17 protein-coding genes are annotated in these 21981 nt (G+C 71.1%); 9 read left to right on the top strand and 8 right to left on the bottom strand.

The genetic code is table 11. From position 1 onward, the window contains the following. Positions 1-80 precede the first annotated feature (80 nt). Together ABZ449_RS25040 and ABZ449_RS25035 are read right to left on the bottom strand one after the other, a co-directional pair. Entirely contained in the window at positions 81-326 is a 246-nt protein-coding gene (locus ABZ449_RS25040) for a hypothetical protein (RefSeq protein WP_360349847.1), read from the bottom strand. Beyond that, positions 323-685: an ATP-binding protein gene (locus ABZ449_RS25035; protein WP_360349845.1), complete on the bottom strand. Its 363-nt coding sequence runs from the start codon at positions 683-685 to the stop codon at positions 323-325. Before ABZ449_RS25035 ends, ABZ449_RS25040 begins: the two co-directional genes overlap by 4 nt. Positions 686-999: 314 nt before the next feature. Here ABZ449_RS25035 and ABZ449_RS25030 point away from each other — a divergent pair, with 314 nt between their 5' ends. Continuing rightward, the gene (locus ABZ449_RS25030; RefSeq protein WP_360349842.1) at positions 1000-1863 is read left to right on the top strand and encodes a helix-turn-helix transcriptional regulator; all 864 of its coding nucleotides are present in this window, start codon (positions 1000-1002) and stop codon (positions 1861-1863) included. Further along, positions 1856-2059, top strand: coding sequence for a DUF397 domain-containing protein (locus ABZ449_RS25025; protein WP_360349839.1), 204 nt, complete (start codon positions 1856-1858; stop codon positions 2057-2059). Before ABZ449_RS25030 ends, ABZ449_RS25025 begins: the two co-directional genes overlap by 8 nt. A 157-nt stretch (positions 2060-2216) precedes the next feature. Here the strand turns inward: ABZ449_RS25025 and ABZ449_RS25020 are convergent, their stop codons facing one another. Then, positions 2217-2687, bottom strand: coding sequence for an NUDIX domain-containing protein (locus ABZ449_RS25020; protein ID WP_360349836.1), 471 nt, complete (start codon positions 2685-2687; stop codon positions 2217-2219). A gap of 4 nt (positions 2688-2691) precedes the next feature. Continuing rightward, positions 2692-3435 carry a helix-turn-helix domain-containing protein gene (locus ABZ449_RS25015; RefSeq protein ID WP_360349834.1) on the bottom strand — a complete coding sequence of 248 codons (744 nt, stop codon included), beginning with the start codon at positions 3433-3435 and terminating at the stop codon, positions 2692-2694. 308 nt (positions 3436-3743) lie between these two features. Here ABZ449_RS25015 and ABZ449_RS25010 point away from each other — a divergent pair, with 308 nt between their 5' ends. Beyond that, positions 3744-3890 (top strand): hypothetical protein, encoded by a 147-nt coding sequence (locus ABZ449_RS25010; protein WP_360349831.1) that lies wholly within the window; start codon positions 3744-3746, stop codon positions 3888-3890. Further along, positions 3887-5065, top strand: a complete 1179-nt coding sequence (locus ABZ449_RS25005) for a methyltransferase domain-containing protein (RefSeq protein WP_360349828.1) — start codon at positions 3887-3889, stop codon at positions 5063-5065. The genes ABZ449_RS25010 and ABZ449_RS25005 overlap by 4 nt, the downstream gene beginning before the upstream one ends. A gap of 54 nt (positions 5066-5119) precedes the next feature. Here the strand turns inward: ABZ449_RS25005 and ABZ449_RS25000 are convergent, their stop codons facing one another. The 4 genes from ABZ449_RS25000 to ABZ449_RS24985 form a co-directional block, all read right to left on the bottom strand. Beyond that, positions 5120-5815, bottom strand: coding sequence for a hypothetical protein (locus ABZ449_RS25000; RefSeq protein ID WP_360349825.1), 696 nt, complete (start codon positions 5813-5815; stop codon positions 5120-5122). Then, positions 5812-10038: an NEW3 domain-containing protein gene (locus tag ABZ449_RS24995; RefSeq protein WP_360349822.1), complete on the bottom strand. Its 4227-nt coding sequence runs from the start codon at positions 10036-10038 to the stop codon at positions 5812-5814. Before ABZ449_RS24995 ends, ABZ449_RS25000 begins: the two co-directional genes overlap by 4 nt. Positions 10039-10062: 24 nt before the next feature. Further along, the gene (locus ABZ449_RS24990; protein ID WP_360349819.1) at positions 10063-12531 is read right to left on the bottom strand and encodes a discoidin domain-containing protein; all 2469 of its coding nucleotides are present in this window, start codon (positions 12529-12531) and stop codon (positions 10063-10065) included. 262 nt (positions 12532-12793) lie between these two features. Next, entirely contained in the window at positions 12794-13987 is a 1194-nt protein-coding gene (locus tag ABZ449_RS24985; protein ID WP_360349816.1) for a LacI family DNA-binding transcriptional regulator, read from the bottom strand. A gap of 173 nt (positions 13988-14160) precedes the next feature. Between ABZ449_RS24985 and ABZ449_RS24980 the strand changes: the two genes are divergently transcribed. The 5 genes from ABZ449_RS24980 to ABZ449_RS24960 all read left to right on the top strand — a co-directional run bounded on the left by ABZ449_RS24980 (position 14161) and on the right by ABZ449_RS24960 (position 21928). Continuing rightward, a complete protein-coding gene (locus tag ABZ449_RS24980) occupies positions 14161-15450 on the top strand; it encodes a sugar ABC transporter substrate-binding protein (RefSeq protein ID WP_360349813.1) in 1290 nt (429 codons plus the stop codon). A 257-nt stretch (positions 15451-15707) separates the two neighbouring features. Further along, a complete protein-coding gene (locus ABZ449_RS24975; protein ID WP_360349810.1) occupies positions 15708-16580 on the top strand; it encodes a sugar ABC transporter permease in 873 nt (290 codons plus the stop codon). A gap of 4 nt (positions 16581-16584) precedes the next feature. Then, the gene (locus ABZ449_RS24970) at positions 16585-17529 is read left to right on the top strand and encodes a carbohydrate ABC transporter permease (RefSeq protein WP_360349808.1); all 945 of its coding nucleotides are present in this window, start codon (positions 16585-16587) and stop codon (positions 17527-17529) included. A 60-nt stretch (positions 17530-17589) separates the two neighbouring features. Further along, a complete protein-coding gene (locus tag ABZ449_RS24965) occupies positions 17590-18846 on the top strand; it encodes a glycosyl hydrolase (protein ID WP_360349805.1) in 1257 nt (418 codons plus the stop codon). A gap of 40 nt (positions 18847-18886) precedes the next feature. Next, on the top strand, positions 18887-21928 hold the full coding sequence (locus tag ABZ449_RS24960; protein ID WP_360349802.1) for a glycoside hydrolase family 38 C-terminal domain-containing protein: 3042 nt from the start codon (positions 18887-18889) through the stop codon (positions 21926-21928). Positions 21929-21981 lie beyond the last annotated feature (53 nt).

Below are 21981 nucleotides of genomic sequence, written 5' to 3'. Positions count from 1 at the left end.
GCGTCCCGGGTCAGCGTACGGATCGGGTCTGGACATCCGGAGGGCCGTGACCACGCCGAGGCGGGCGGCGGTTCCGGGGCTCATCCGCGTTCGCCCCCTTCCGGGCCGGGCAGCAGGTGGAGGAGGTTCAGCAGGGTGCTGACCGGCGAATGGCCGAAGTCGACCAGGATGCGGCCGTCGAGGGTGGACTCACCGGCCGAGGCGGACCCCCAGAGGAGCCCGTACGGCATTCCGCGCCTGTGCAACTCGCCCAGGAGGGCCGTGATCTGCGCCTTGGTGTAGTCGCGCATCCGAGGGTCGTCCGGCGCGACGGGCTCCCGGTTCACGCGAGCGACTCCAGCTCGTACCAGACCACCTTGCCGCGCTTCTGGGGGTCGACGCCCCAGCGGTGGGTCAGCCCCTGGACGAGTTGGAGGCCGCGGCCGCACTCGCCGAGGTCGGCGGGGAGTCGCTGTTCGGGAAGCGCGTCGCTCTCGTCCGCGACGGAGACGCGGAGGGTGCAGCCGAGGAGGGAGAAGTAGACGACGGGCGCGGGGGTCCGGCCGTGCCGCCAGGCGTTGACGATGAGCTCGCAGAGGGCGAGTTCGGCGTTGAAGGTGGTCTCGGGGTCCCAGCCCGCGCGGACCAGGACGTCGCGCAGGGCCTGCCGGGAGAGGGTGATCGAGGGGGTGTTACGGGTGCACACGGGAACCTCCGTGAGGCGGTGGTGTGGGGAGAGGTGAGCCGGCGGATTCGTCGCCGTGAGCCAGGTCAGGGCGGGGCTGGTGGATGCCGCGTGTGACTGCTCTGCGGTGCGCGGGCAGCATGCGCCTACTGCCTAGGAGAACAGGCGTTACTGACGATCCGCCTGATCGATCTGACGACGACCATAACGCAGCCTCATGATAAATTTTCCATGGATCCGCGACATTCCCTCTAAGGTGGCATCACCAGCCCGAAGATGGACCGTCGCCCGCCCTGCGCTGCAGACTGGGATCACCCTTGCCGCGGAAGGAACCAATGGCTCGCACCAACCCCACACTCCGCCAACGCCGACTCGGCGCAGAGCTTCGAAGGATGCGGGAACAGGCCGGCTTCGGCGGCAGTCAGCTCGGCCGCGCCGTCGGAATGAACCCGGCCCAGGTGACACAGATGGAGGCCGGAAAGATCGGCATCAGTATCGAACGGCTTCATACGATCGCCGCGACCTGCATGTGCGTCAATCAACCCCTGATCGACGCACTCGCCGACATCATCACGAACCGCGGTAGGAGCAGTTGGTGGGAGGAGTACCGGGACACCCTGGCGACGGACTTCCTTGAGGTCGCGGAGCTTGAGAGCGACGCGGAACGGCTGACCACGTACTCGACGTCCCTGATCCCTGGTCTGCTGCAGACCGGCGCCTACGCCACCGCCCTGTTCGCCCAGACCTACCCTCCGCTGCCCCACCACGAGATCGACCTCAGGGCCGCCTTTCGCATACAGCGCCAGCGAGTGGTCCGCTCCGGTGCCGTGCCGTACACGGCGTTCATCCATCAGGCAGCCCTCCACATGCAGTTCGGCGGGCCACGCGTGCTCACCGAACAGCTCAACGCACTCGACGTAGACTCGGAACACCCGAACATCTCCGTTCGAGTGGTGCCGTTCAGCGCAGGGGTCGTCCCGAGCCCCAGCGAGAACTTCACCTATGCGGCAGGGCCGATCACCGAGTTGGACAGTGCAGAGATGGACACCGGACACGGAATCCGTCTCTTCGACGCTCCGGCTTACCTTGCGAGGTTCCGCGCCCTGATCGCGCAGATGGCCTCCACGGCCCTGTCCGAGGAGGCCTCACGAGACTTGATCCGATCTGTCAAGAAAGAGATGGAACAAGAGCATGGCTAGCTCCACATGGCAGAAGTCCAGCTACTCCGGCGCGACGGACAACTGCGTCGAACTGCGCACGGAATGCGGGCTGGTGGAGCTCCGCGAGTCAGATGACGCCGACGTCATAGTCCGCACCGACCCCGTCAAGTTCGCCACGTTCCTCGACGCCGCCAAAGCCGGCGAGTTCGACCACCACACCAGCTCCGCCACCTGACACCATCGGCCCCTCGCTCCGCAGAGCGAGGGGCCGATGCAAAGTGATCCGGACCTGGCGGTGGATCTGGAACGGTTCGACATCCCGACCTGGATCGTGCACGGCAGCGACGACCGGATCGTCCCGGTCGTGGCCGCCGCTGAGAAGTCGCGGCAGCTCAGCCGAGATAGGGGGTCGCCCTGCGCGCCAGATAGTGTTCGAGCCGGAGACGCTGGGTGTGGTGCATCGGCAACCCTCCGATGTCGCCCGGAGCGACGAACCGAAGGTCGGTGGACTCGTCCGAGATCCGCAGCTCGCCACCCGTGACGCGTGCGGTGAAGCAGATGTTGAACTGCTGCCGGACTTCGCCGTCCGAGTAGGCGATCACGTGCCGGGGATCGGTGTACGTGCCCACGAGTCCGGTGATCTCGACGTCAAGCCCGGTCTCTTCACGGACCTCCCGGACGGCCGTGCCCGGAAGCGATTCGCCGAGATCCATCGTCCCGCCTGGCAGCGCGTACAGCCCGTTGTCCGTACGCCGCTGGAGCAGGATGCGCCCTTCGGAATCCGCCACCACTGCGGACGCGGCCACGACCAGCCGATTCGGCTTGGGCGCGTCGGGATCGTCATAGAACTCGGTCCGTGCCACGTGATCAGCTCTCCTCAACCGGCTGTGCGGTGTCCCATACCGCGTCGAAGCTCGCAGCATAGGTGTCGAACAGCATTCCTGTGCCGGTTCGTCGCAGGTGCCAGACAGGTGCTCCGAAGGCGTTGGCCCCCCACACATGCCCATTCACCAGGACTTCGTCGTCTGCCCGGTAGAGGCTGTTGTACAGGGTGGTCCCGTGGATGCGGATCTCGATGCCTTGTGTACCGAGCAGTGGACGGTAGTGCATGAGAGCGAGGCGGCACCGGGACGCGATCCCGTGACCGAACTTCTCCTCCTCGCCACGCTGCCTGACGTTCTCGCTGCCAGGGTCGCCGAGTGCGATCCGGACCGCGCAGCCCTCAGCAGCACGTCCCCGCAGCAGATCGTTGAGCCGTGGGTATGTCTCGTGCAGAAACACAGCGGCGTAAACCAGCACGTCGATGCGTTCCGCTGCCCTCCCGAACAGATCCACGAAGAAGGACACCGGAATGTCGGCGCGCTGTTCGTAGAGAGCCACCAACTCAGGACTCATCGCCCTTGCCGCGCGAGGCTGCCGCAGGCTCGGCCACAGAGCGAACATGTCCTCTCCCAGTGCGTCGGCAACCGCTCGGGCCGTCCCCAACCGGGGTGTCCGGTTCTGATTGACCCATCGCTCAACCGACTTGCCGTCCACTCCGGCCCTGTCCGCCAAGGCAGCGTGTGTCCAACCACCCGACAACATCACGGCCTTCAGCCGCTCGTTCGGCATCTCGCATGTCTCCCCGTGAAGCCTGGACTCCTGCAGGGACGTTGTACCGCGCGAGGGACGCTCCGGAGTGTCCTTCGGGTGAGGTTTCACCGTCCCGGGCACTATCGGATCCTGGTGACGGTGCGGGAGGAGGCGTATGGCGGCGAAGAACCGGGAACGCGGACGTCCCTCCGAACACCAGGAAGAGAACCGCGGAGCGCTGGTGGCCATTAACCGCCTCAGCGACCACGACGGCGGAGTTTCGGCCTGTGTGAGCACCACCCGGCGGGCAGCCGCCCGTTGGGCCCAACCAGTACGGAGGTAGTGAGATGGCCAAGCACGGAGGCGGTTCCGGCGACGGCAAGGGCGGCGGCCAGCAGGACGACAGCAACAAGGGCGCCGGGCATGGCGGTGGCGGCTCCGACGAGGGTGGCAACACCTCGGACGGCTCGTCCCCGGCGGGCGGCGGCAAGTGACCGGCGAGACGCACCAGGAGGCGAGTCCCCAGGGGCTCGCCTCCGCGCTGGTGGCCGGCGGCGCGCTCTCCTCGGACTGGCTCCCCTCATTCCGGGCCGTTCCCCGTGAACTGTTCGTACCGGACCGCATCTGGCCGGGCATCGCGGACGGCACCCGGCAGACCCTCGTGATGGACCGGTCGCAGAACCCCGAGGCATGGCGGAGGGCGGTCTGCTCGGACATCCCGCTGACCACGCAGTGGGACGACGGCGACCACAAGGGCGACGGACTCGGCACGACCCCGAGCTCGTCCAACTCCATGCCCACGATGGTGTTCTCGATGCTCCAGGACCTCGACGTACGCCCGGGCGACAGGGTGCTGGAGGTCGGAACCGGAACCGGATGGAACGCGGGCCTCCTGGCCCACCGTCTCGGTGACCCCAACGTGGTGACCGTCGAGTACGACCCCGACATCGCACGCGGCGCCCGGGAGAACCTGGCCAAGGCCGGACTCGCCCCGACCGTCGTCGAGGGCGACGGACGGCAGGGCTGGCCGGGCGGGGCACCCTACGACCGGATCATCGCCACCTGCTCCCTGCTGGAGATCCCTCCGGCGTGGCTGGAGCAGCTGACCCCCGGCGGGATCATCGTGGCGCCGTTCGGCACCGAGTACGGCGGCGAGCAGATCGTCCGGCTGACCGTGAACGACGAGGGGACCAGCGCGAGCGGCCGCTTCACCCGGAGTTCGGCGTTCATGCGGCTGCGCCAACAACGGACGGACCGGCCGCACTTCGAGGACTACCTGCACGGGCAGGAGTGGCCTGCGGATGGGGTGCGAAGCACCACCGCACTGGCCCCTCCCGACACCGGCGGATGGTTCGAGCAGTTCGTCATCGGGGCTGGTGTGCCCGGTGCGTTCTGGCGGGCGGAGCGCTACGACGACGGCGCGTACACGCTGTGGCTCTACAGCCGCGACACGCTGTCGTGGGCCTCCGCCGACTACGAGCGGGGCCGCACGGAGTACGAGGTGTACCAGTCCGGCCCCCGGAACCTCTGGGACGAGGTCGAAAACGCTTGGCGCTGGTGGGACGACCAGGGCCGCCCCGGCTTCGATCGGTTCGGCCTCACGGTCACTCCGAGCACCCACACCGTGTGGCTCGACTCCCTGGACCATCCGGTGCCACGCCGAGGGTGACGCCTACGACCCGGACAGCCCTTCGCTCCACGGAGCGAAGGGCTGTCCGGGTTCTCAGTGGCGGTGGTGGTTGTCGGGTTGGGCGGGGTCGCCGGGGTGTTCCAGGCCCTCGACCAGGGTGAGGCGGTGGGCGCGTTCGTGGTCGAGCCAGCGGACGAACTCTGCTCGGCGGGCGGCGTCGCGTAGGGCGGCGGTCGGGTCGTCGCTCCCCGGGGTGGTGTGGATGGCGAGGAGGGCGGCCTTCCAGGGGCCGGCGGTGACCCACTCGCCCTCGGGCGCTGTGCGGAGGGCTTCGGCGAGGGCCGTCGGGAGGGTGTCGGGGTCGGCCTCCAGCTCGCCGTCGGGGAGGGCGAGGTGCCAGCGTTCCGTTGTCGGCCGGGTGGTCATGGTGCGGTAGTGGGCGATTTCGGCGAGTGAGGGCTCGATGTCGGCCGTCACGGCGTCGTAGACGGCTTGGACGGCTGCACTGCCCTCGTAGGCGGCCGCCGTGATGGAGCCGAGTTCGACGGCGGCTTGTTGGTCGAGGTGGGTCGGAGTCGATGGGCCGACGGGCAGGTTGCGTTCGGCGGCCACCGCCTCGCACAACGCCTCGGTCAGCAGCACCTGAGCGACCCATCGGGTGAGCTGGCGGGCCTCCGAACTGCCGGGCTGTGGCAGCGCCGTGGCGCGCGGGCCGTTCCGCAGGGCGGCGAGGCGGCGGTCGAGGGCCGTCCGTGGGATCGGGCGTCCGTCGAGCAGGCCGAGGGTCATGCCTCCACCACCAGGGCGACGGTCGGGGCGTACTGGCAGCGGCCGAACCACATCACCTTCGCCAGGGCCCAGGACGAGCCCGGGTCGGCGGATTCGGGGGCGGCGATGGCGAAGTCGACGGTCGTGGAGGTGGCGGCCGGGACGGTGAAGCCGCGTACCGGGTCCGCGATGGCCTCCCAGGTGCCCCACGGCGAGACGAGCTGGAGCTCGCCCCGGATCTCGCCGCGCGTGCGGTTGGTGAGGGTGAGGCTCAACGTGGCGCGGACGCCGGGGGTGAGGCGCAGGGCTTCGTGGGAGACGGCGACGTCCAGGCCGGTGTCGCGGCCGACCACCGCCTTTGTGCCCTGGGCGATCGTCCAGTCCTCCGGGGTGTCCCCGGGGACGGGCAGGAGATCGGGCAGCTCGCCGACGGCGATGGTCACCACGTCCTCGATCTGCTGGCCGTCGTGCTCGATCCTCACCGCCGCGAAGTACAGCCCGGGCTCGGCGTCGGCCGGCGGGGTGAGGGTGACGGGGAAGCGCAGGTGGCCGGCCGCCTCCAGCCGGTACGGGCGGCTGCCGAGGCTGGTCGTCCAGCCCTCGGGCGGCAGCACCACCGCCGTGCCCTCCACCGCCGCGTCCCGCAGCTGGGAGGAGAGGGCCACCGAGAGCGTCACCGGCTCCCCCGTCGTCCGCAGCAGCCCGGGCGAGGCGCCGACGGACACCGGCAGGTAGCCGAGCGGGGCCGGGCCCCGGTTGTGGAGCCAGTAGCGGGCATGGACGGGTTGGGCGGGTTCGGCGACCGCGCCCATCACCGGGCCGCCTTCCACGGCCGACAGAGCCGGAGTGGCGAGCATGGTGGCGATCTGCGAACCGGAGAGGTCGAGAACGGAGTCGTCGGAGGGAAGCGGACGTTCCAGCAGGTCAGCGGCCCGGATCGAGCCCAGCCCGAGCGCGCCGCTGAGCTGCGCCGTCCGGCCGAGGCCCGTCGACTCGACCAGGCGGACGGCCAGGTCCGGGCCGACCGGCGCCGCCGAGCCGCGAGCAATCGGGTTGCCGGCCGGCTTGAGCGCGCCGAGCAGTACCTCGCGCTGCGGCTCGACCCGCAGCCAGGACAGGGTGGCCGGCAGCGGCCCCTCCTGGGCCGGGGCGATCCGGGCGTACAGCGGGTGGTTGAACTCCTGGCCCTGCGCGGGGAGGGTCTGGTCCCGCCAGTCGCCGTCTCCTCCAACCAGTGCGTAGCTGAACTCATGGGTCCAGTGCTGGAGTTGGAAGGAGGCTCCGTCGGGCAGGGTGCGCCGGGGCGGGTCGATCCAGACGCCGGACGGCCACCCGGTGCAGGAGCGCATCAGCGAGAGGTGCAGCGCGCCGGTGGTGTCGACGGCGAAGCCGGGCAGGCCGAAGCTGAGCAACGCCACGGTGTGGTCCGCCAGTTGGTCCGCAACGGCCGACGGGCAGACGGCGGTGATCCGCGCGTCGGCCAGGTCGTCGATCAGCGCCGCCGCATCGGAGACGACGAGTGCCGGCAACGCCCGCAGGTCGCGCAGATCGGCATCCGGACGCCAGACCTCGGCGAGCGGTGTCAGCGCCGGCACCCACACCGCGCCGTGCGCCTTCAGGACGGCTGCGTGCTCCTCCCCCGCCTGTTCGATCAACTCCCTTGCCACCAGGTTGACTTCGGGCGAGCCGACCACGATGCGGAAGTCCGGCAGGTTGGAGTCCACGTCCAGCCACCCGTACCGCGCCCAGTCCGCGCCGGAGGTGGTGGCCGTGACCCCGACCCGCGCCAGCGCGACCACCAGCGGACGGGCGTCGGCGGCGTCGTCCAGCGTCGGGACGACGACCTCCGCGACCCCGAGGGCCCGGGAGCCGATCACCGCCCCCGCCGGGTCGGTCAGCTCGGCCCGCGCCGTGGCGCCGAGGCCGAACCAGGTGTTGGCCGGGTTGTCCAGGGTCCAGGGCGCCTCGGCCGAGTCCACGTCCGGCATCGCGAACCCGCGTCCGACGACCGCACCCGCGACCTCGCTGACCGGCAGGCCGCCCGGGACGTCCACCGGGAATCGCAGCCGCAGGAGTCGGTCGGCGCCGGAGTAGTCCACCACCCGGGTGCGGCAGTCCACCCGGTCGAGACCGCGCCAGAGTGTGACGGTCTGCTCGTACCGGACGGAGTCGACCGTGCCCTCGATCACCAGGCGCTCGCCGAGCGGCCCGGTCTCCCGGCGGACCGAAGCGGCGGCGTCAGAAGCCGTGGCATTCGAAGCAGCGGCGTCCGAAGCGGTGGCATCCCCGGAGCCGACCACCGGCCCGCTGGGCACCAGGTGCCAGGGGCCCTCGCCGAAGTCCGGGTGCTGCGGGTACTCCTCGTACACCCGCAGCTCGTTGCCGATCCGGCCGTCCTGGATCAACTCCCTCGCGTGCAGCAGGTCCCACACCGAGGACAGGCCGCCGCCGCGCGCCGGGTCGGCGGTCACCCGGTACCGGCCGTTGCCGATCGTCGTGCCGGGGTCCGCCGTCCACGGCTGTTCGGCCTCCCCCTCCACCAGCCGCCAGGTGCGCCAGCCGAGCGCGGGAACGTCCACGGCCAGGAAGCGCAGCACGCCCCGGTCGACGGCGCTGGGCACGGCCTCACCCCGGTCGTCCAGCACCCGTACGGCCTCCGAGCCGGAGGGGAGTTCGACGGCCACCAGGTCGGTCCGGTCGAAGGAGAGCGTGTTGGTCACCACGACGGCCCGGCCCTCGCCCACCGTGGAGATGCGCGCGGCGAGAACGTCCAGCGCCGCGTCCCGCACGCCGGACGCCAGGTCGTACGCCTCCCGCCAGCCGCCGAGCAGATCCAGGTACACCTGGTCGGACTCGGAGCCGGTGATGGCGTCGTGGTGTGCACCGTAGGCGAGTTGACGCCAGACCTTGTCCAGCGCGGCGGCCGGGTAGCGGCCGAGGCCGTGGACGGAGGCGAGGGTGGCGAGCTTCTCCGCGTCCACCGCCGCGACCTCGCCCGCCCGTTGGGCCTGCTTGGTGTCGATGTACGAGACGTCCTTGCCGGTGTACACCGGATTCATGTCGCGGGTCTGCGGGCTGGGTCGGCGCCCGGTGGCCGCCAGCTCGGCCCGGACGGCGTCGAGGAAGTCGCGCGGGGTGGCGCAGACGAACCGCGGCCAGAGGTACTTGGCGGCCCAGGAGCGGTGGATCTCGGTGACCCACTTGTTCGGCGGGGTGTAGTCCGTCCCGACCGGCAGCAGCAGGTTCTTCGTCGCGCCCACCGGCTTGAGCTTCCGGTACAGCTCGTAGACGGCCTGTTCGGCGGTGGCGAGGTCCGGGGACGAGTCCATCCACCAGCCGGCCGAGTAGTGGTGCGGCATGTAGTGGGTGAGCACGCCTTCGCCGCCGGGGGCGATCCACTCGAACTCGCTCGGGAACTGCATCACCCGGGCGTCGTCCTTGGCCTCACGGAAGTTCTTCTGGATCGGGCCCCACTGGTGGAACGGGCCTCGCGCCCAGGCGCTGCCGGTGAGGCCGGCCGCGGCGAGGTGGCCGGGGAACTGCGGGTCGTGCCCGAACACATCGAGCTGCCAGGCGGTTTGCGGGTCACCGCCGAGGATGTCGCGCTGGTAGCCGATGCCGTGGACGATGTTGCGGATGGTGGTCTCGGCGCCGGTCAGGTTGGTGTTCGGTTCGTTGTAGGTGCCGCCGACGAGTTCGACCTGGCCGCGTTCCAGCAGCTGCCGCAGCGTGGCGCGGCGCTCCGGGTGCTGGTCGAAGTACGGCTTCAGGTAGTCGACTTCGGCGAGCACGAACTTGTAGACCGGGTCCCGCAGGGCGAGGTCCAGATGCGCGTCGACGAGGGCGAAACCGTTGCGTTCCCACAGGGGGCGGGTGGTGGCGTCGGCGGAGAGCAGTTCCCACGGGGAGGTGTAGGCGGCCTGGGTGTTCCACCAGACCGGGTCGTAGTGGAAGTGCGAGACCAGGAACATCGTCCAACCGGGCTCGGCGACCTCCACGATCGCCTCCGCCACGGCGTCCGAAGCCCGGACGGTGACCGGGAGCCGGTCGCCGGGCGAGGCCCCGCTGATCTCCAACGGGACCTCGACCGGTCCCGTGCCGGTCGCCTCGCCGCGAACTCCCGGTCCGCTGACGGTGATCAGGGCGGCCGGGCCCGCCAGCCGCACCCGCAGCACTTGGCGCGGGGCGTCCTCCGGGCCGACGAACAGGTCGGTGCTCTCGACGGCGGTGATGGTGACCGGCACGGGGGGCTTCCTTTCCACGAGGGGCTACGCGCCCCAGGCCTCGAACTCGTAGATGCGGGCGGCCGGGTCGCCGGTCTGGGTGGGCGCGGTGACCACCAGCCGGACGTAGCGGGCCGTGGTGTTCACCGGGTGAGTGGTGCTGCCGGCGGTGTTGCCCTTGACGTCGGCGACGGTCGTCCAGGGGTCGTTGGCGCCCGACCGGGCCTGGATGGTGAAGTCCCGGGTGTTGTAGGAGCTGCTCTCACCGCCCGCCGCAGCGTGCTTGACCACGAACGCGGACAGCTGCTTCGCCGAACCGAGGTCCACCTCCAGCCACTTGGCGGAGGTCAGGGTGCACCACTTGTCGCTGTTCCCGCCGCCGACGCTGCCGTTGACGGCCTTGGCCGGGCCCTCGTCGGCGTTGCACTGACCGGAGGCGGTGGCCGCGCGGTTCAACGCCAGGTTGGTGGCGGTCGGCGGGGTGCCGTTCCAGCTCACCGTGGTGGAGGCGGCGGCCGAGCGTCCGTAGGTGGTGGACACCGCCTCGACGTCCACCGTGGTGGTGCTCTCGCCGCCCGTCCGGTCGAGCCGCCCGACGAAGTACGCGTCGTTGGGCGTGGCGCCGAGGAAGGTGCGGCTGCCGTCCGCGTTGCGCCGGTACACCTCGTAGTGGTGCACGTTGCCGCCGGGCGCCACCGTCCAGGACAGCCGCAGGGACTGGCTGGAACCGGCGGTCACATCGCTCGCGCCGAGCACGGTGAGGCCGGACGGAGCCGACGGGGTCTCCACCGAGCCGTCGTAGAGGGCGACTTGGCCGATCCGGAGGTCGTACCCCGGGTCACTGCCCTCGACCCGCACGGCGATCTGGGCGACCGTGCGGCCCGCGTACGGGGAGAGGTCGAGGGTGTGCCGCTCCCAGCCGGTACCGGAGTTGGCGCCGACGTCGATCGTGGTGAAGCTGCTCGGCGCGTCGGTGAAGGAGACGGCGGCCTTGAGCCCGGTGGGCCCGGCGGCCGGCGTCCTGACCACCAGGTCCAGCTTGGTGTTCGCGGCGACCGGCAGCCTGGTCTGGTACAGCCGGACGGTGTTGGCGGCGTCGAGCCTTCCGCTCAGCCACAGTGAGGAGCCGCCCTGGTAGGCGTCGGTGAAGTCGACGGACGGGGTGAGCCTGCTGCCGCTCGACTCGACCACCCAGCGGTACGTGGGCGGGACGTCCTGGAGCGAGAGGTTGTTCCAGCCGCCGGTGGCGACCCGGGCGCCGGCCACGTTGTAGAAGTCGCCCTGCCCGGTGTCGAAGTTGGTGACGAAGGGCTTGGCGGTGATGGGCGAGGACTCGGCCACGTAGCCGGCCAGGCCGGGCCAGCTCGCCGAGAGGTCGATCCGGGACGGGTCGCCGGCGGCTCCGACCCAGTAGCGGGCGTCCTTGGCGTAGAAGTCGGCGCGGTCGGTGGCGGACTTCCAGGTCCACTCCGGGCGGTAGAGGCCGAGCGAGGTGGTGTGCGGCTTCCCGGACGGGAAGAGGGCGGCCCAGTCCACGCCGGTGCCGTAGCCGTTGGCCTCGGTGTCGATGCCGGAGTAGAGCTCGTACTCACTGCGGCCGAGCTGCCGGGCGAGTGCCCGGGAGGAGTTCAGCCCGCTCGCCGACCAGTTGAAGTTCAGGAACATCGAGTCCGAGGTGCGCTTCGAACCTTCCTGGAGGAAAGGCGAGTTGGCGGAGGTGAGGGCGTTCTGCCAGTTGACGGAGCCGGATGTGGTCATCGCGTCGTACCACATGAACTCGGTTCCGCTCTGCGCCTTGGTGTACTGCATCAGGTTGCGCACTTCGCCCGCCAGGGTCGAATCGCCGCCGCCGGTCTCCTGGTTGATGAACCAGCCGTCGAAGCCGTAGTACTGCGCGGCCTGGACGAGCTTGTCGGCGACGGGGTAGCGGCTGCCGGACTTCTGGACGAAGTCGCGAACCCACTGGAGCTGTCCGCCGTACGCGCCGGGCGGGAAGAAGACGGTGCCGTACACCTTGACGCCGTTGCGGTGGGCGGCGTCGATCACGGTCGGGTTGGGAGCGAGGATCAGGCCCTCGCCGGCCGAACCGCCCCAGAACACCAGCTTGTCCACGTACTGCCAGTAGCCGAAGGCGTAGTAGTTGGGGTCGGCGGAGCCCTGCGAGGGGTTGTCGGAGGTGGGTCCGAAGGAGACCAGTGAGGCGATCTTCCCTTCACCGGTACGGGCGTTGGGGTTGGCCCGCAGCGCCGGATCGCTCGTACGCGGCTGGAGCGGGACGCGGGAGCGGTTGAAGCGGGCGTCCGGGTCGGTGGCCGGGTCCCAGTTCAGGATGCTGTTGGGGTACCAGTACGAGGCGAAGGGCTGGGTGCCGGCGCCCGCGGTGGCAGCGGCACGGATGGTGCCGGTGACGGCGGGCGCCGCGGCGGGTGTCGGGTCGGCCCGGGCCGCCGGGGTGGCGGACAGGGCGGCCGTCGCGAGGGCGGCGCTGAGCAGCAGGGGGAGGCGTCGTGACATGCGGTGGCTCCGATCGAGCGGAGGAGGGTGGGGCGGGCCCGCCGTCGTGGACGGGGGCCCGGCTGCATGCGGGCGTTGCCGGTGCTGGAGCGGGTGGGCGCGCGCCGCGGCCGGGCTTCCTCGGCGCACGGAGACGACGGGAAGCGGGACGGGCGGCGGGAGGAGCGGCGGAACGGGCAGCGGGAGCCGGACGGAGTACGGCGGAGCGCGCCGAGCGGAGCCCGGGGACGAGGCGCTGCCGGCCACGCTCGGCGCTGCGAGGCTAAACCGGTTCAGAACCGCTGTCAACGATGCGCGCAGCATCCACCCCGACGGGGGAACCGGCGGGGGAACCAGTGACGGACCCGGCGACGGAACCGGCACCGGCACCGGAAGCGGACCCGGCAGCGGAAGCGGCGGCGGACCCGGAGGCCGAACCGGCGACGGCCCCGGCCGGTACCGCCCCCGGCGGCGAGGTGGACTCCCGCACGGTCAGCCGCGGCGTGGGCATCTGGAGGTCCCGCCCCGGCCCGGGCTCGTCCAGCGCCGCCAGCAGGCTGCGCGCGACCTGCTCGCCGAGCGCGAAGGTGTCCCGGCTGAGCGCGGTCAGCGGCGGGTGGACGATCCGGGCGAGCACCGAGTCGTCGAAGGAGACGATGGACAGCTCGCCGGGCACCGCGACGCCCATCTCCCCCGCCACGCCGAGCCCGGCGACGGCCATCACGTCGCTGTCGTAGACGATCGCGGTGGGCCGCCTGGCCCGGGACAGCAGGGTGCGGGTGGCGGCCGCGCCCTCGGCGTCGCTGAAGTCGGTGGGCACCGACACCGCCTCCTCCAGCCCGAGCCGGCGCGAGGCGTCGCGCAGCGCGCGGATCCGCCGCTGGGTGTGCTGGAAGTGCGGCAGCCCGGCCAGGTGGGCGATCCGGCGGTGCCCGATGGCGGCCAGGTAGTCGACGATCGAGAGCATCGCCTCCCGGTCGTCGGCCCAGATCCGCAGCTGGTTGCCGCCCTTGCCGGGCCCGCCCAGCACCACCGCGGGCAGCCCGAGTTCGTCGAGGACCGCCAGCCGCGGGTCCTTGACCTGGAGGTCGACCACGATGAAGCCGTCCACCCGGTGCTCGGAGGCCCAGCCCCGGTAGACCTCGATCTCGGCGGCGGTGTCCTCGACCACCATCAGGTGCAGCGCGACCGAGCCGGCCGAGAGCACCGCCTGGAGCCCGGAGAGCAGCTGGCTGAAGAACGGCTCGACGCCGATGGTGCGGGCCGGCCGGGCGATCACCAGGCCGACGGCGTCGGCCCGGGCTCCGCCGAGCGCGCGCGCGGCGCTGTGCGGGCGCCAGTTCATCTCCTCGGCGATGCGCAGGATCCGGGCCCTGGTCGCCTCGCTGACGCCCGGGCGGCCGTTGAGCGCGAAGGACACCGCGCCCTTGGAGACACCGGCCTGGCGGGCGATGTCGGCGATCGTCGGTCTGCCCACTGAACCCGACTCCTTCTCTTGACATCCGAGTTTAGGCGGGAGCATAGTCCCTGGCATAGCTAGACCGGTTTAGTTAGTCAGGTTACGGAATCCGACACAACCCCCCGGGATCCGACACCGACACCCCCGAGCTCAGCACGATCCCCCACCCACCCCAGGACCGGGAGACCCTCATGCGAAGAATCTGGGCGGCACTGACCACGACCGCGCTCGCCACCGCCGCGCTCACCGGCTGTGGACTGGGCTCCGGCGACAGCAAGGACAGCGACACGGTGGCGAGTGCGGCCGCCACCGGCGAGGTCAAGGGCAAGGTCTCGCTCCAGACCTGGGCGCTCAAACCGAAGTTCACCGACTACATGCAGGGCGTGATCGACGGCTTCAGGAAGAAGTACCCCGGCGTGGAGGTCGAGTGGCTCGACCAGCCCGGCGAGGGCTATTCCGACAAGGTGCTCAGCCAGGCCGCCGCCGGCAGTCTGCCCGACGTGGTCAACCTCCCGCCGGACTTCGCCTTCCCGCTGGCGAAGAAGGACGTCCTGCTGGACGTCGCCAAGGCCGACCCCAAGCTCGCCGAGGAGTACGTCCCCGGCGGCGTGGACGCCTACCGCTTCAACGGCCACCAGGGCACCTTCGGCTACCCGTGGTACCTCAACACCGATGTGAACTACTGGAGTTCGGAGCTCCTGAGCAAGTACGGCCTGGACCCGCAGAAGCCTCCGGCCGACCTGGACGCACTGATCGCCCAGGCCCGGACGATGAAGGAGAAGTCCGGCGGCCAGAGCTATCTGATGAGCCGCAAGCCGGGCATCGGCGACCTGTACAACATCGGCGTGAAGATCATGTCCGACGACGGGAAGTCCTTCACCTTCAACACCCCCGAGGCCGCCGCGCTGCTCGACAGGTACCGCGACGCCTTCAAGGAGGGCCTGATGCCGAACGGAGTGCTCACCGACACCTACGCCGGCAACTCCAAGCTCTTCAGCTCGGGCACCGCGGCCTGGACCACCGGCGGCGGCAACTTCATCACCAGCCTCGCCACCGACAACCCGACCCTCGCCCCGAAGGTCGTCCCCTCCACCGCGATGGGCACCCCGCCGCTGTACGTCCAGGGCCTGTCCATCCCGAAGAACACCAGGAACCCGGCCGCCGCCGTGGCCCTCGCCCGCTGGGTCACCAGCCCCGAGAACCAGGCCGCCTTCGCCCACCTGACCAGCGTCTTCCCGTCCACCAAGGCCTCTGCGAACGACCCGTTCTTCAGCAAGAGCGACGGCACCAACGCGGGCGACGCCAAGGTGATCGCCTTCACCTCGCTCGCCAAGGCCAAGCTGATCCAGCCCGTCGAGGTGGACGACGCGATGGGCACCGTCATCAAGCAGCAGTTCGCGCTGGCCATCAGCGGCGAGACCAGCTCGAAGCAGGCGCTGGACACCGCCGTCGAGCAGTGCAACAAGCTGCTCAAGGGCTGATCCCACCGGGCCCTCGACGCCGTACCGGCACCTCCGGAACCACCAGAACCTCCGGAACAACCAGTACAACCGGAACAACCAGTACAACCGGGATAGCCGGAACAACCGGGATAACCGGAAGACCACACCACCCGACCCACGGCGCCCCACCCCGTACCGGCGACCGGCGGCGGGCAGTCCCCCACGCCCGCCGCTCCCCGCCCCATGACTCCTCGGCAGGCACCCGGCACCACCCCCGGCCCCAGGAAGGCATCGGCATGACCCACCGGCGTTGGTTCACCCCCTGGCTGCTCGCCGGGCCCGCGATCGTCTGGCTGGCCGTCTTCAACCTCTGGCCGGCCGTCAACACGGTGATCCTCTCCTTCACCAACGCCAAGCCCCTGGGCGGCGGGCGGTTCACCGGACTGGAGAACTACGGCCGGCTGCTGGACGACGAACAGCTCGCCGACGCCCTGCTCAACAGCATCGTGTTCATGCTGGTCTGCCTCCCCCTGCTGACCGTCCTGCCACTGCTTCTCGCCCTGCTGGTGCAGCGCAAGATCCCCGGCATCACGTTCTTCCGCACCGCCTTCTACACCCCGGTGATCGCCTCCGCCGTCGTGGTGGCACTGATCTGGGGCTGGGTGCTGGACGAGCGGGGCCTGGCCAACGGCCTGCTGCGGCAGACCGGACTGGCCGACTCGCCGGTGCCCTTCCTGACCGACCGCTGGCTGCTGCTGTTCAGCGCCATCGCCCTGACCGTCTGGAAGGGCCTCGGCTACTACATGGTCATCTACCTGTCCGCCCTCGCCAACGTCCCGCGCGAACTGCACGAGGCCGCGGCCGTGGACGGCGCCGGCCCCCTGCACCGGTTCCGGCACGTCACCCTGCCCGGGGTGCGCCCGACCATGATCCTCATCTCCGCACTGATCTCGGTGAGTTCGCTGCGCGTCTTCTCCGAGCTGTACGTGCTCTCCAACGGCCTGGGCGGCCCCGGCGGACGGGACATGTCGGTGGTGATGCTGATCCAGATGTACAGCCGCGGCTTCAACGGCCACCTCGGCTACGCCTCGGCGCTCAGCCTGCTGCTGTTCGTCGTCACCCTCGGCCCGATGCTGTTCCTGATGCGGCTGAACCGGAAGGCGGCCTGAGCCCATGACCACCGTCCGCACCGAGAACACCGACACGCCGGGGCCGAACCGGCCCACCCGACGCACCAGGACCACCCGGCGCACCGGGCCCGCCACGCCCACCGGGCCCGCCAGGGGCTTCAACACCCCCTCCACCGCCCAGGTCGCCGCCCGCTACCTGCTCCTGGTGCTGGTCCTGCTGCTGGTCATCGGCCCCTTCCTGTGGCAGCTGTCCACCTCCCTCAAGGGCCCCGCCGAGGACGTCTACACCCGCACCCCGAGCTTCCTGCCCGACCAGCCCACCCTGGGCAACTACGGCAAGGTCGCCGAGGTCATCCCGGTGTGGACCTACGCACTCAACTCGGTGATCGTCGCCGTGGTCTGCATCACCGGCAACGTGGTCGGCTGCACACTGGCCGGCTACGCGCTCGCCCGGCTGCGCTTCCGCGGGGCGAGGCTCGTCCTCGGCCTCTTCCTCGCCACCCTGATCCTGCCCGGCGAGGTCACCATCGTCTCCCAGTACGTGCTGGTGCGCGGCCTCGGCCTGGCCGACAGCCTGGCCGGGGTGGCGCTGCCCGGCTCGATCGCGATGCTCAACGTGCTGCTGATGCGCACCGCCTTCGCCGCCGTCCCGGCCGAACTCGACCAGGCCGCACTGGTGGACGGCGCCAACGTCTGGCAGCGGCTGTGGCACGTCGGCCTGCCGAACGTGCGCGGGATGCTCAGCGTGATCGTGATCTTCACCTTCATCGGCGCGTGGGACGACTTCCTCTGGCCGCTGATCGTGCTCAACGACCCGCAGAAGTACACCCTCACCGTCGGCCTCCAGTACCTCAACGGCACCTTCTCCGCCAACCCCCGGCTGATCGCGGCCGGCACCATGATCGCCTTCCTGCCGATCGTCGTGGTGTTCGGCCTCTGCCAGCGCTTCTTCTTCAAGGGCGTCGAGGAGGGAGCCGTCAAGGGTTAGCCCGCCCCAGGGACATGGCCCACCGTCCGTACGCCCCGAACCCGTTGAGGAATCGCTCCGATGGCCACCACTCCCCGCTTCGGCGTCAACTACACCCCCAGCGCCGGCTGGTTCCACCACTGGCTCGACTTCGACCTCGACGCCGTGCGCGCCGACCTCGACTCCATCGCCGCCCTCGGCCTGGACCACGTCCGGGTCTTCCCGCTCTGGCCGGTCTTCCAGCCCAACCGCACACTGATCCGCCCGCGCGCCGTCGAGCAGCTGGCGGCCCTGGTGGACGCGGCCGGCGAGCGCGGACTGGACGTCGCGGTGGACGGGCTGCAGGGCCACCTGTCCAGCTTCGACTTCCTCCCGTCCTGGACCCGGACCTGGCACCGGCGCAACCTCTTCACCGACCCCGAGGTGCTCGACGGCCAGGCCGCCTACCTGCGCACCCTCGCCGGGGCACTGCGCGAGCGGCCCAACTTCCTCGGGATGACGCTCGGCAACGAGATCAACCAGTTCTCCGGCGCCCCGCACCCCGACCCGGACCGGGCCACCCCCGCCGAGGCGGAGGCCTGGCTGCGCCGGATGCTCGACGCCTGCGAGCAGGGCGCCCCCGGCCGGCTGCACCTGCACGCCTCGTACGACGCGGCCTGGTACCTGGACGAACACCCGTTCACGCCCTGGCACTCGGCCCGGATCGGCGCCGCGACCGCCGTGCACTCCTGGGTGTTCAACGGCACCGCCCAGCGCTACGGCGCGCGCTCCACCGCCACCAGCCAGCACGCCGCCTACCTGGTCGAACTGTCCAAGGCCTGGGCGGACGACCCGGCCCGCCCGGTCTGGCTGCAGGAGGTCGGCGCGCCCGCCCCGCACATCACGGCCGAGGACGCGGCGCGCTTCACCGGCGCCACCGTGGACGCCGTGCTGGACTGCCCGGACCTGTGGGGCGTCACCTGGTGGTGCTCGCACGACGTGGACCGCTCGCTCGCCGACTTCCCCGAACTGGAATACGGCCTCGGCCTGTTGACCACCGACCGGGAGGTCAAGCCGGCCGGTGCCCGGCTCGCCGAGGCCGCCGCCGAGGCCCGCCGGTCCTGGCGGCCGCCGAAGCCGCGCAGCACCGCCGTGGTGGTCGCCACCGGCGACGAGGTCACCTCGCCCCGCCGCTCGGTCTGCGGCCCCGGCGGCTCGGCGTACGAGGCGTTCATGCGCCTCTCCGAGGCGGGCGCCCGCCCGACCGCGGTCCTCGCCGAGCGCGCCGAGGACCACGCCCACCTCGCCGCGCGCGGCATCACCGAGGTGGTCCACCCCTCCGACGTACGTTCTCTCTAGCCCATCCGTTTCCCTCAGCCACGCAACGGAGCCCGCCGACATGCACGATGACCGCACCCTGGTCGAGTCCCGCCTCAAGCGCGTCCTGGACGAGCGCATCCGCCCGGCCGTGTACCCCGAGTCCGTCCCGCTGGAGGTCGGCATCTGGACGGCGCCCGGCGAGCCCGTCCCGGTCGCCGAGGGCCTGGCCGCCCCGCGCACCCCGATCGCGGTGGGCGACGCCTGGGGCGCGCCCTGGGGCACCAGCTGGATCACCGTGACCGGCACCGTCCCCGAGGCCTGGGCCGGGCGCACCGTCGAGGCGCTGATCGACCTCGGCTTCGACTCCAACATGCCCGGCTTCCAGTGCGAGGGCCTGGTCTACCGCCCGGACGGCTCCCCGGTGAAGGGCCTCAACCCGCAGAACCAGTGGGTGCGGATCGCCGCCCCGGCGGTCGGCGGCGAGCAGGTGCTGCTGCACGTCGAGGCCGCCTCCAACCCGGTCATCCTGGACTACCACCCCTTCCTGCCCACCGAGTTGGGCGACCGGGAGACGGCCGGCGACCGACCGCAGTACAAGCTGGCCCGGATGGACCTGGCCGTCTTCGACGAGACGGTCTGGCAGCTGGTGATGGACCTGGAGGTGCTCGGCGAACTGATGGCCGAGCTGCCGGTGGAGGGCGCCCGCCGCTGGGACATCCTGCGCGCGGTCGAGCGGGCTCTCGACACCGTCGACCTCCAGGACGTCAACGCCACGGCGGCGGCCGCCCGTTCGCAGCTCGAAGGGGTGCTGGCCGCGCCCGCCGTACCCTCCGCGCACCGGATCAGCGCGATCGGCCACGCACACATCGACTCGGCCTGGCTCTGGCCGCTGCGCGAGACCGTCCGCAAGGTGGCCCGCACCACCGCCAACATGACGGCGCTGCTGGAGGACGAGCCGGAGTTCCGCTACACCATGTCCCAGGCCCAGCAGTTCGCCTGGATCAAGGAACACCGCCCCGAGGTGTACGCGAAGGTCCGCAAGGCCGTCGCCGAGGGCCGGTTCGTCCCGGCCGGCGGCATGTGGGTGGAGTCCGACACCAACATGCCGAGCTCCGAGGCGATGGCCCGGCAGTTCGTGCACGGCAAGCGGTTCTTCCTGGACGAGTTCGGGGTGGAGAACCACGAGGCCTGGCTGCCGGACACCTTCGGCTTCACCGGCGGCCTGCCGCAGATCATCCGCAACGCGGGCTCCAAGTGGCTGCTCACCCAGAAGATCTCGTGGAGCCAGGTGAACCGGTTCCCGCACCACACCTTCCTCTGGGAGGGCATCGACGGGACCCGGATCTTCACCCACTTCCCGCCCGTGGACACCTACAACTGCTCCATGAAGGGCAGCGAAATCGCCCACGCGGCACGGAACTTCAAGGACAAAGGGGTGGCCCGGCACTCGCTCGCCCCGACCGGTTGGGGCGACGGCGGCGGCGGCACCACGCGCGAGATGGTCGCCAAGGCCGCCCGGATGAAGGACCTGGAAGGCTCGGCCACCGTCCGCTGGGAGAACCCCGCCGAGTTCTTCGCCAAGGCCGAGGCCGAGTACCCGAACCCGCCGGTCTGGGTCGGCGAGCTCTACCTGGAACTGCACCGCGCCACCCTGACCAGCCAGGCGAAGACCAAGCAGGGCAACCGGCGCAGCGAGAACCTGCTGCGCGAGGCCGAACTCTGGTGCGCCACCGCCACGTTGCGCACCGGAGCGGAGTACCCGTACGAGCAGCTGGACCGGATCTGGAAGACCGTGCTGCTGCACCAGTTCCACGACATCCTGCCCGGCTCGTCCATCGCCTGGGTGCACCGCGAGGCGGAGGCCACGTACGCGGCGCTGGCCGGAGAACTGGAGGGGCTGATCGGCGCGGCCCAGCAGGCGCTGGCCGGGGCGGCCGAAGGCGGGCGCGAGCTGGTGTTCAACGCGGCGCCGCACGCGCGTTCCGCCGTGCCGGCCGGCGGGGCCGCCGCCGTCGCCGTCCCGGGCGGCGCCTGCGAGGCCGTCGAGCGCCCCGAGGGTGGCTTCACGCTGCGCAACGGCCTGCTGGAGGTCGTCGTGGACGCGGACGGCCTGATCGCCTCGGCGGTCGAGACCGCGACCGGCCGGGAGACCGTCGCCCCCGGCAGCCGGGCCAACCTGCTCCAGCTGCACCCCGACTTCCCCAACATGTGGGACGCCTGGGACGTGGACCAGTTCTACCGCAACACCGTCACCGACCTGACCGGCGTCGACTCGCTCACCGCCGCCTCGTCCCCCGCCGCGGCCTCGGTGCGGATCACCCGCTCCTTCGGCTCCTCCACCGTCGTCCAGACCCTCACCCTGCCGGCCGGCGAGCAGCGCCTGGACATCGACACCGAGATCGACTGGCACGAGACCGAGAAGTTCCTCAAGGCCGCGTTCCCTCTCGACATCCACACCGAGCGCTACGCCGCCGAGACCCAGTTCGGCCACCTCCACCGGCCCACCCACACCAACACCAGTTGGGACGCCGCCAAGTTCGAGGCCTGCAACCACCGCTTCGTCCACCTCGACGAGCCCGGCTGGGGCGTCGCCCTGGTCACCGCCTCCACCTACGGCCACGACGTCACCCGGACCGTCCGCGACACCGACGGCGGCACCACCACCACGGTCCGCTTCTCGCTGCTGCGCGCGCCGCGCTTCCCCGACCCGAAGACCGACCAGGGCCCGCACCGCTTCCGCCACGCCCTGGTGCCCGGCGCCGCGATCGGCGACGCCGTCCGCGAGGGCTACCGGATCGGCCTGCCCGAGCGGCGGGTCACCGGCAGCGCCGAGCAGGTCGCGCCACTGGTGGAGCTGGACGACGACGCCCTGGTGGTGAGCGCCGTCAAGCTCGCCGACGACCGCAGCGGGGACCTGATCGTACGGGTCTACGAGGCCGGCGGCGGCCGCGCCCGGGGCCGGCTGACCACCTCCTTCCCGCTGGCCGACGCCGTCCCCTGCGACCTGCTGGAGCGGCCCTGGGACGGCACCCGCGGCGAGGTGGCGGTCGAGGACGGCGCGGTGCGCCTCGCGCTGCGCCCGTTCGAACTGGTCACCCTCCGCCTGCGGGCCGCGGCCTAGCCTCTACGCTGTTCGGCGCCTCGGCCCCACGGCCGGGGCGCCGCCCGCCCCGA

Source organism: Kitasatospora sp. NPDC005856 (assembly GCF_040629945.1).
GTDB lineage: Bacteria > Actinomycetota > Actinomycetes > Streptomycetales > Streptomycetaceae > Kitasatospora.
Note: the sequence above shows the minus strand (reverse complement) of the source record. Positions and strands in the feature narration are given on the sequence as shown.

Coding starts and splice junctions, on each gene's coding strand:
- ABZ449_RS24965 (WP_360349805.1), top strand. CDS start 17,590: ATGGCCACCACTCCCCGCTTCGGCGTCAACTACACCCCCAGCGCCGGC.
- ABZ449_RS25015 (WP_360349834.1), bottom strand. CDS start 3,435: ATGCCGAACGAGCGGCTGAAGGCCGTGATGTTGTCGGGTGGTTGGACA.
- ABZ449_RS24980 (WP_360349813.1), top strand. CDS start 14,161: ATGCGAAGAATCTGGGCGGCACTGACCACGACCGCGCTCGCCACCGCC.
- ABZ449_RS24960 (WP_360349802.1), top strand. CDS start 18,887: ATGCACGATGACCGCACCCTGGTCGAGTCCCGCCTCAAGCGCGTCCTG.
- ABZ449_RS25030 (WP_360349842.1), top strand. CDS start 1,000: ATGGCTCGCACCAACCCCACACTCCGCCAACGCCGACTCGGCGCAGAG.
- ABZ449_RS24970 (WP_360349808.1), top strand. CDS start 16,585: ATGACCACCGTCCGCACCGAGAACACCGACACGCCGGGGCCGAACCGG.
- ABZ449_RS25025 (WP_360349839.1), top strand. CDS start 1,856: ATGGCTAGCTCCACATGGCAGAAGTCCAGCTACTCCGGCGCGACGGAC.
- ABZ449_RS24975 (WP_360349810.1), top strand. CDS start 15,708: ATGACCCACCGGCGTTGGTTCACCCCCTGGCTGCTCGCCGGGCCCGCG.
- ABZ449_RS25000 (WP_360349825.1), bottom strand. CDS start 5,815: ATGACCCTCGGCCTGCTCGACGGACGCCCGATCCCACGGACGGCCCTC.
- ABZ449_RS24990 (WP_360349819.1), bottom strand. CDS start 12,531: ATGTCACGACGCCTCCCCCTGCTGCTCAGCGCCGCCCTCGCGACGGCC.
- ABZ449_RS25010 (WP_360349831.1), top strand. CDS start 3,744: ATGGCCAAGCACGGAGGCGGTTCCGGCGACGGCAAGGGCGGCGGCCAG.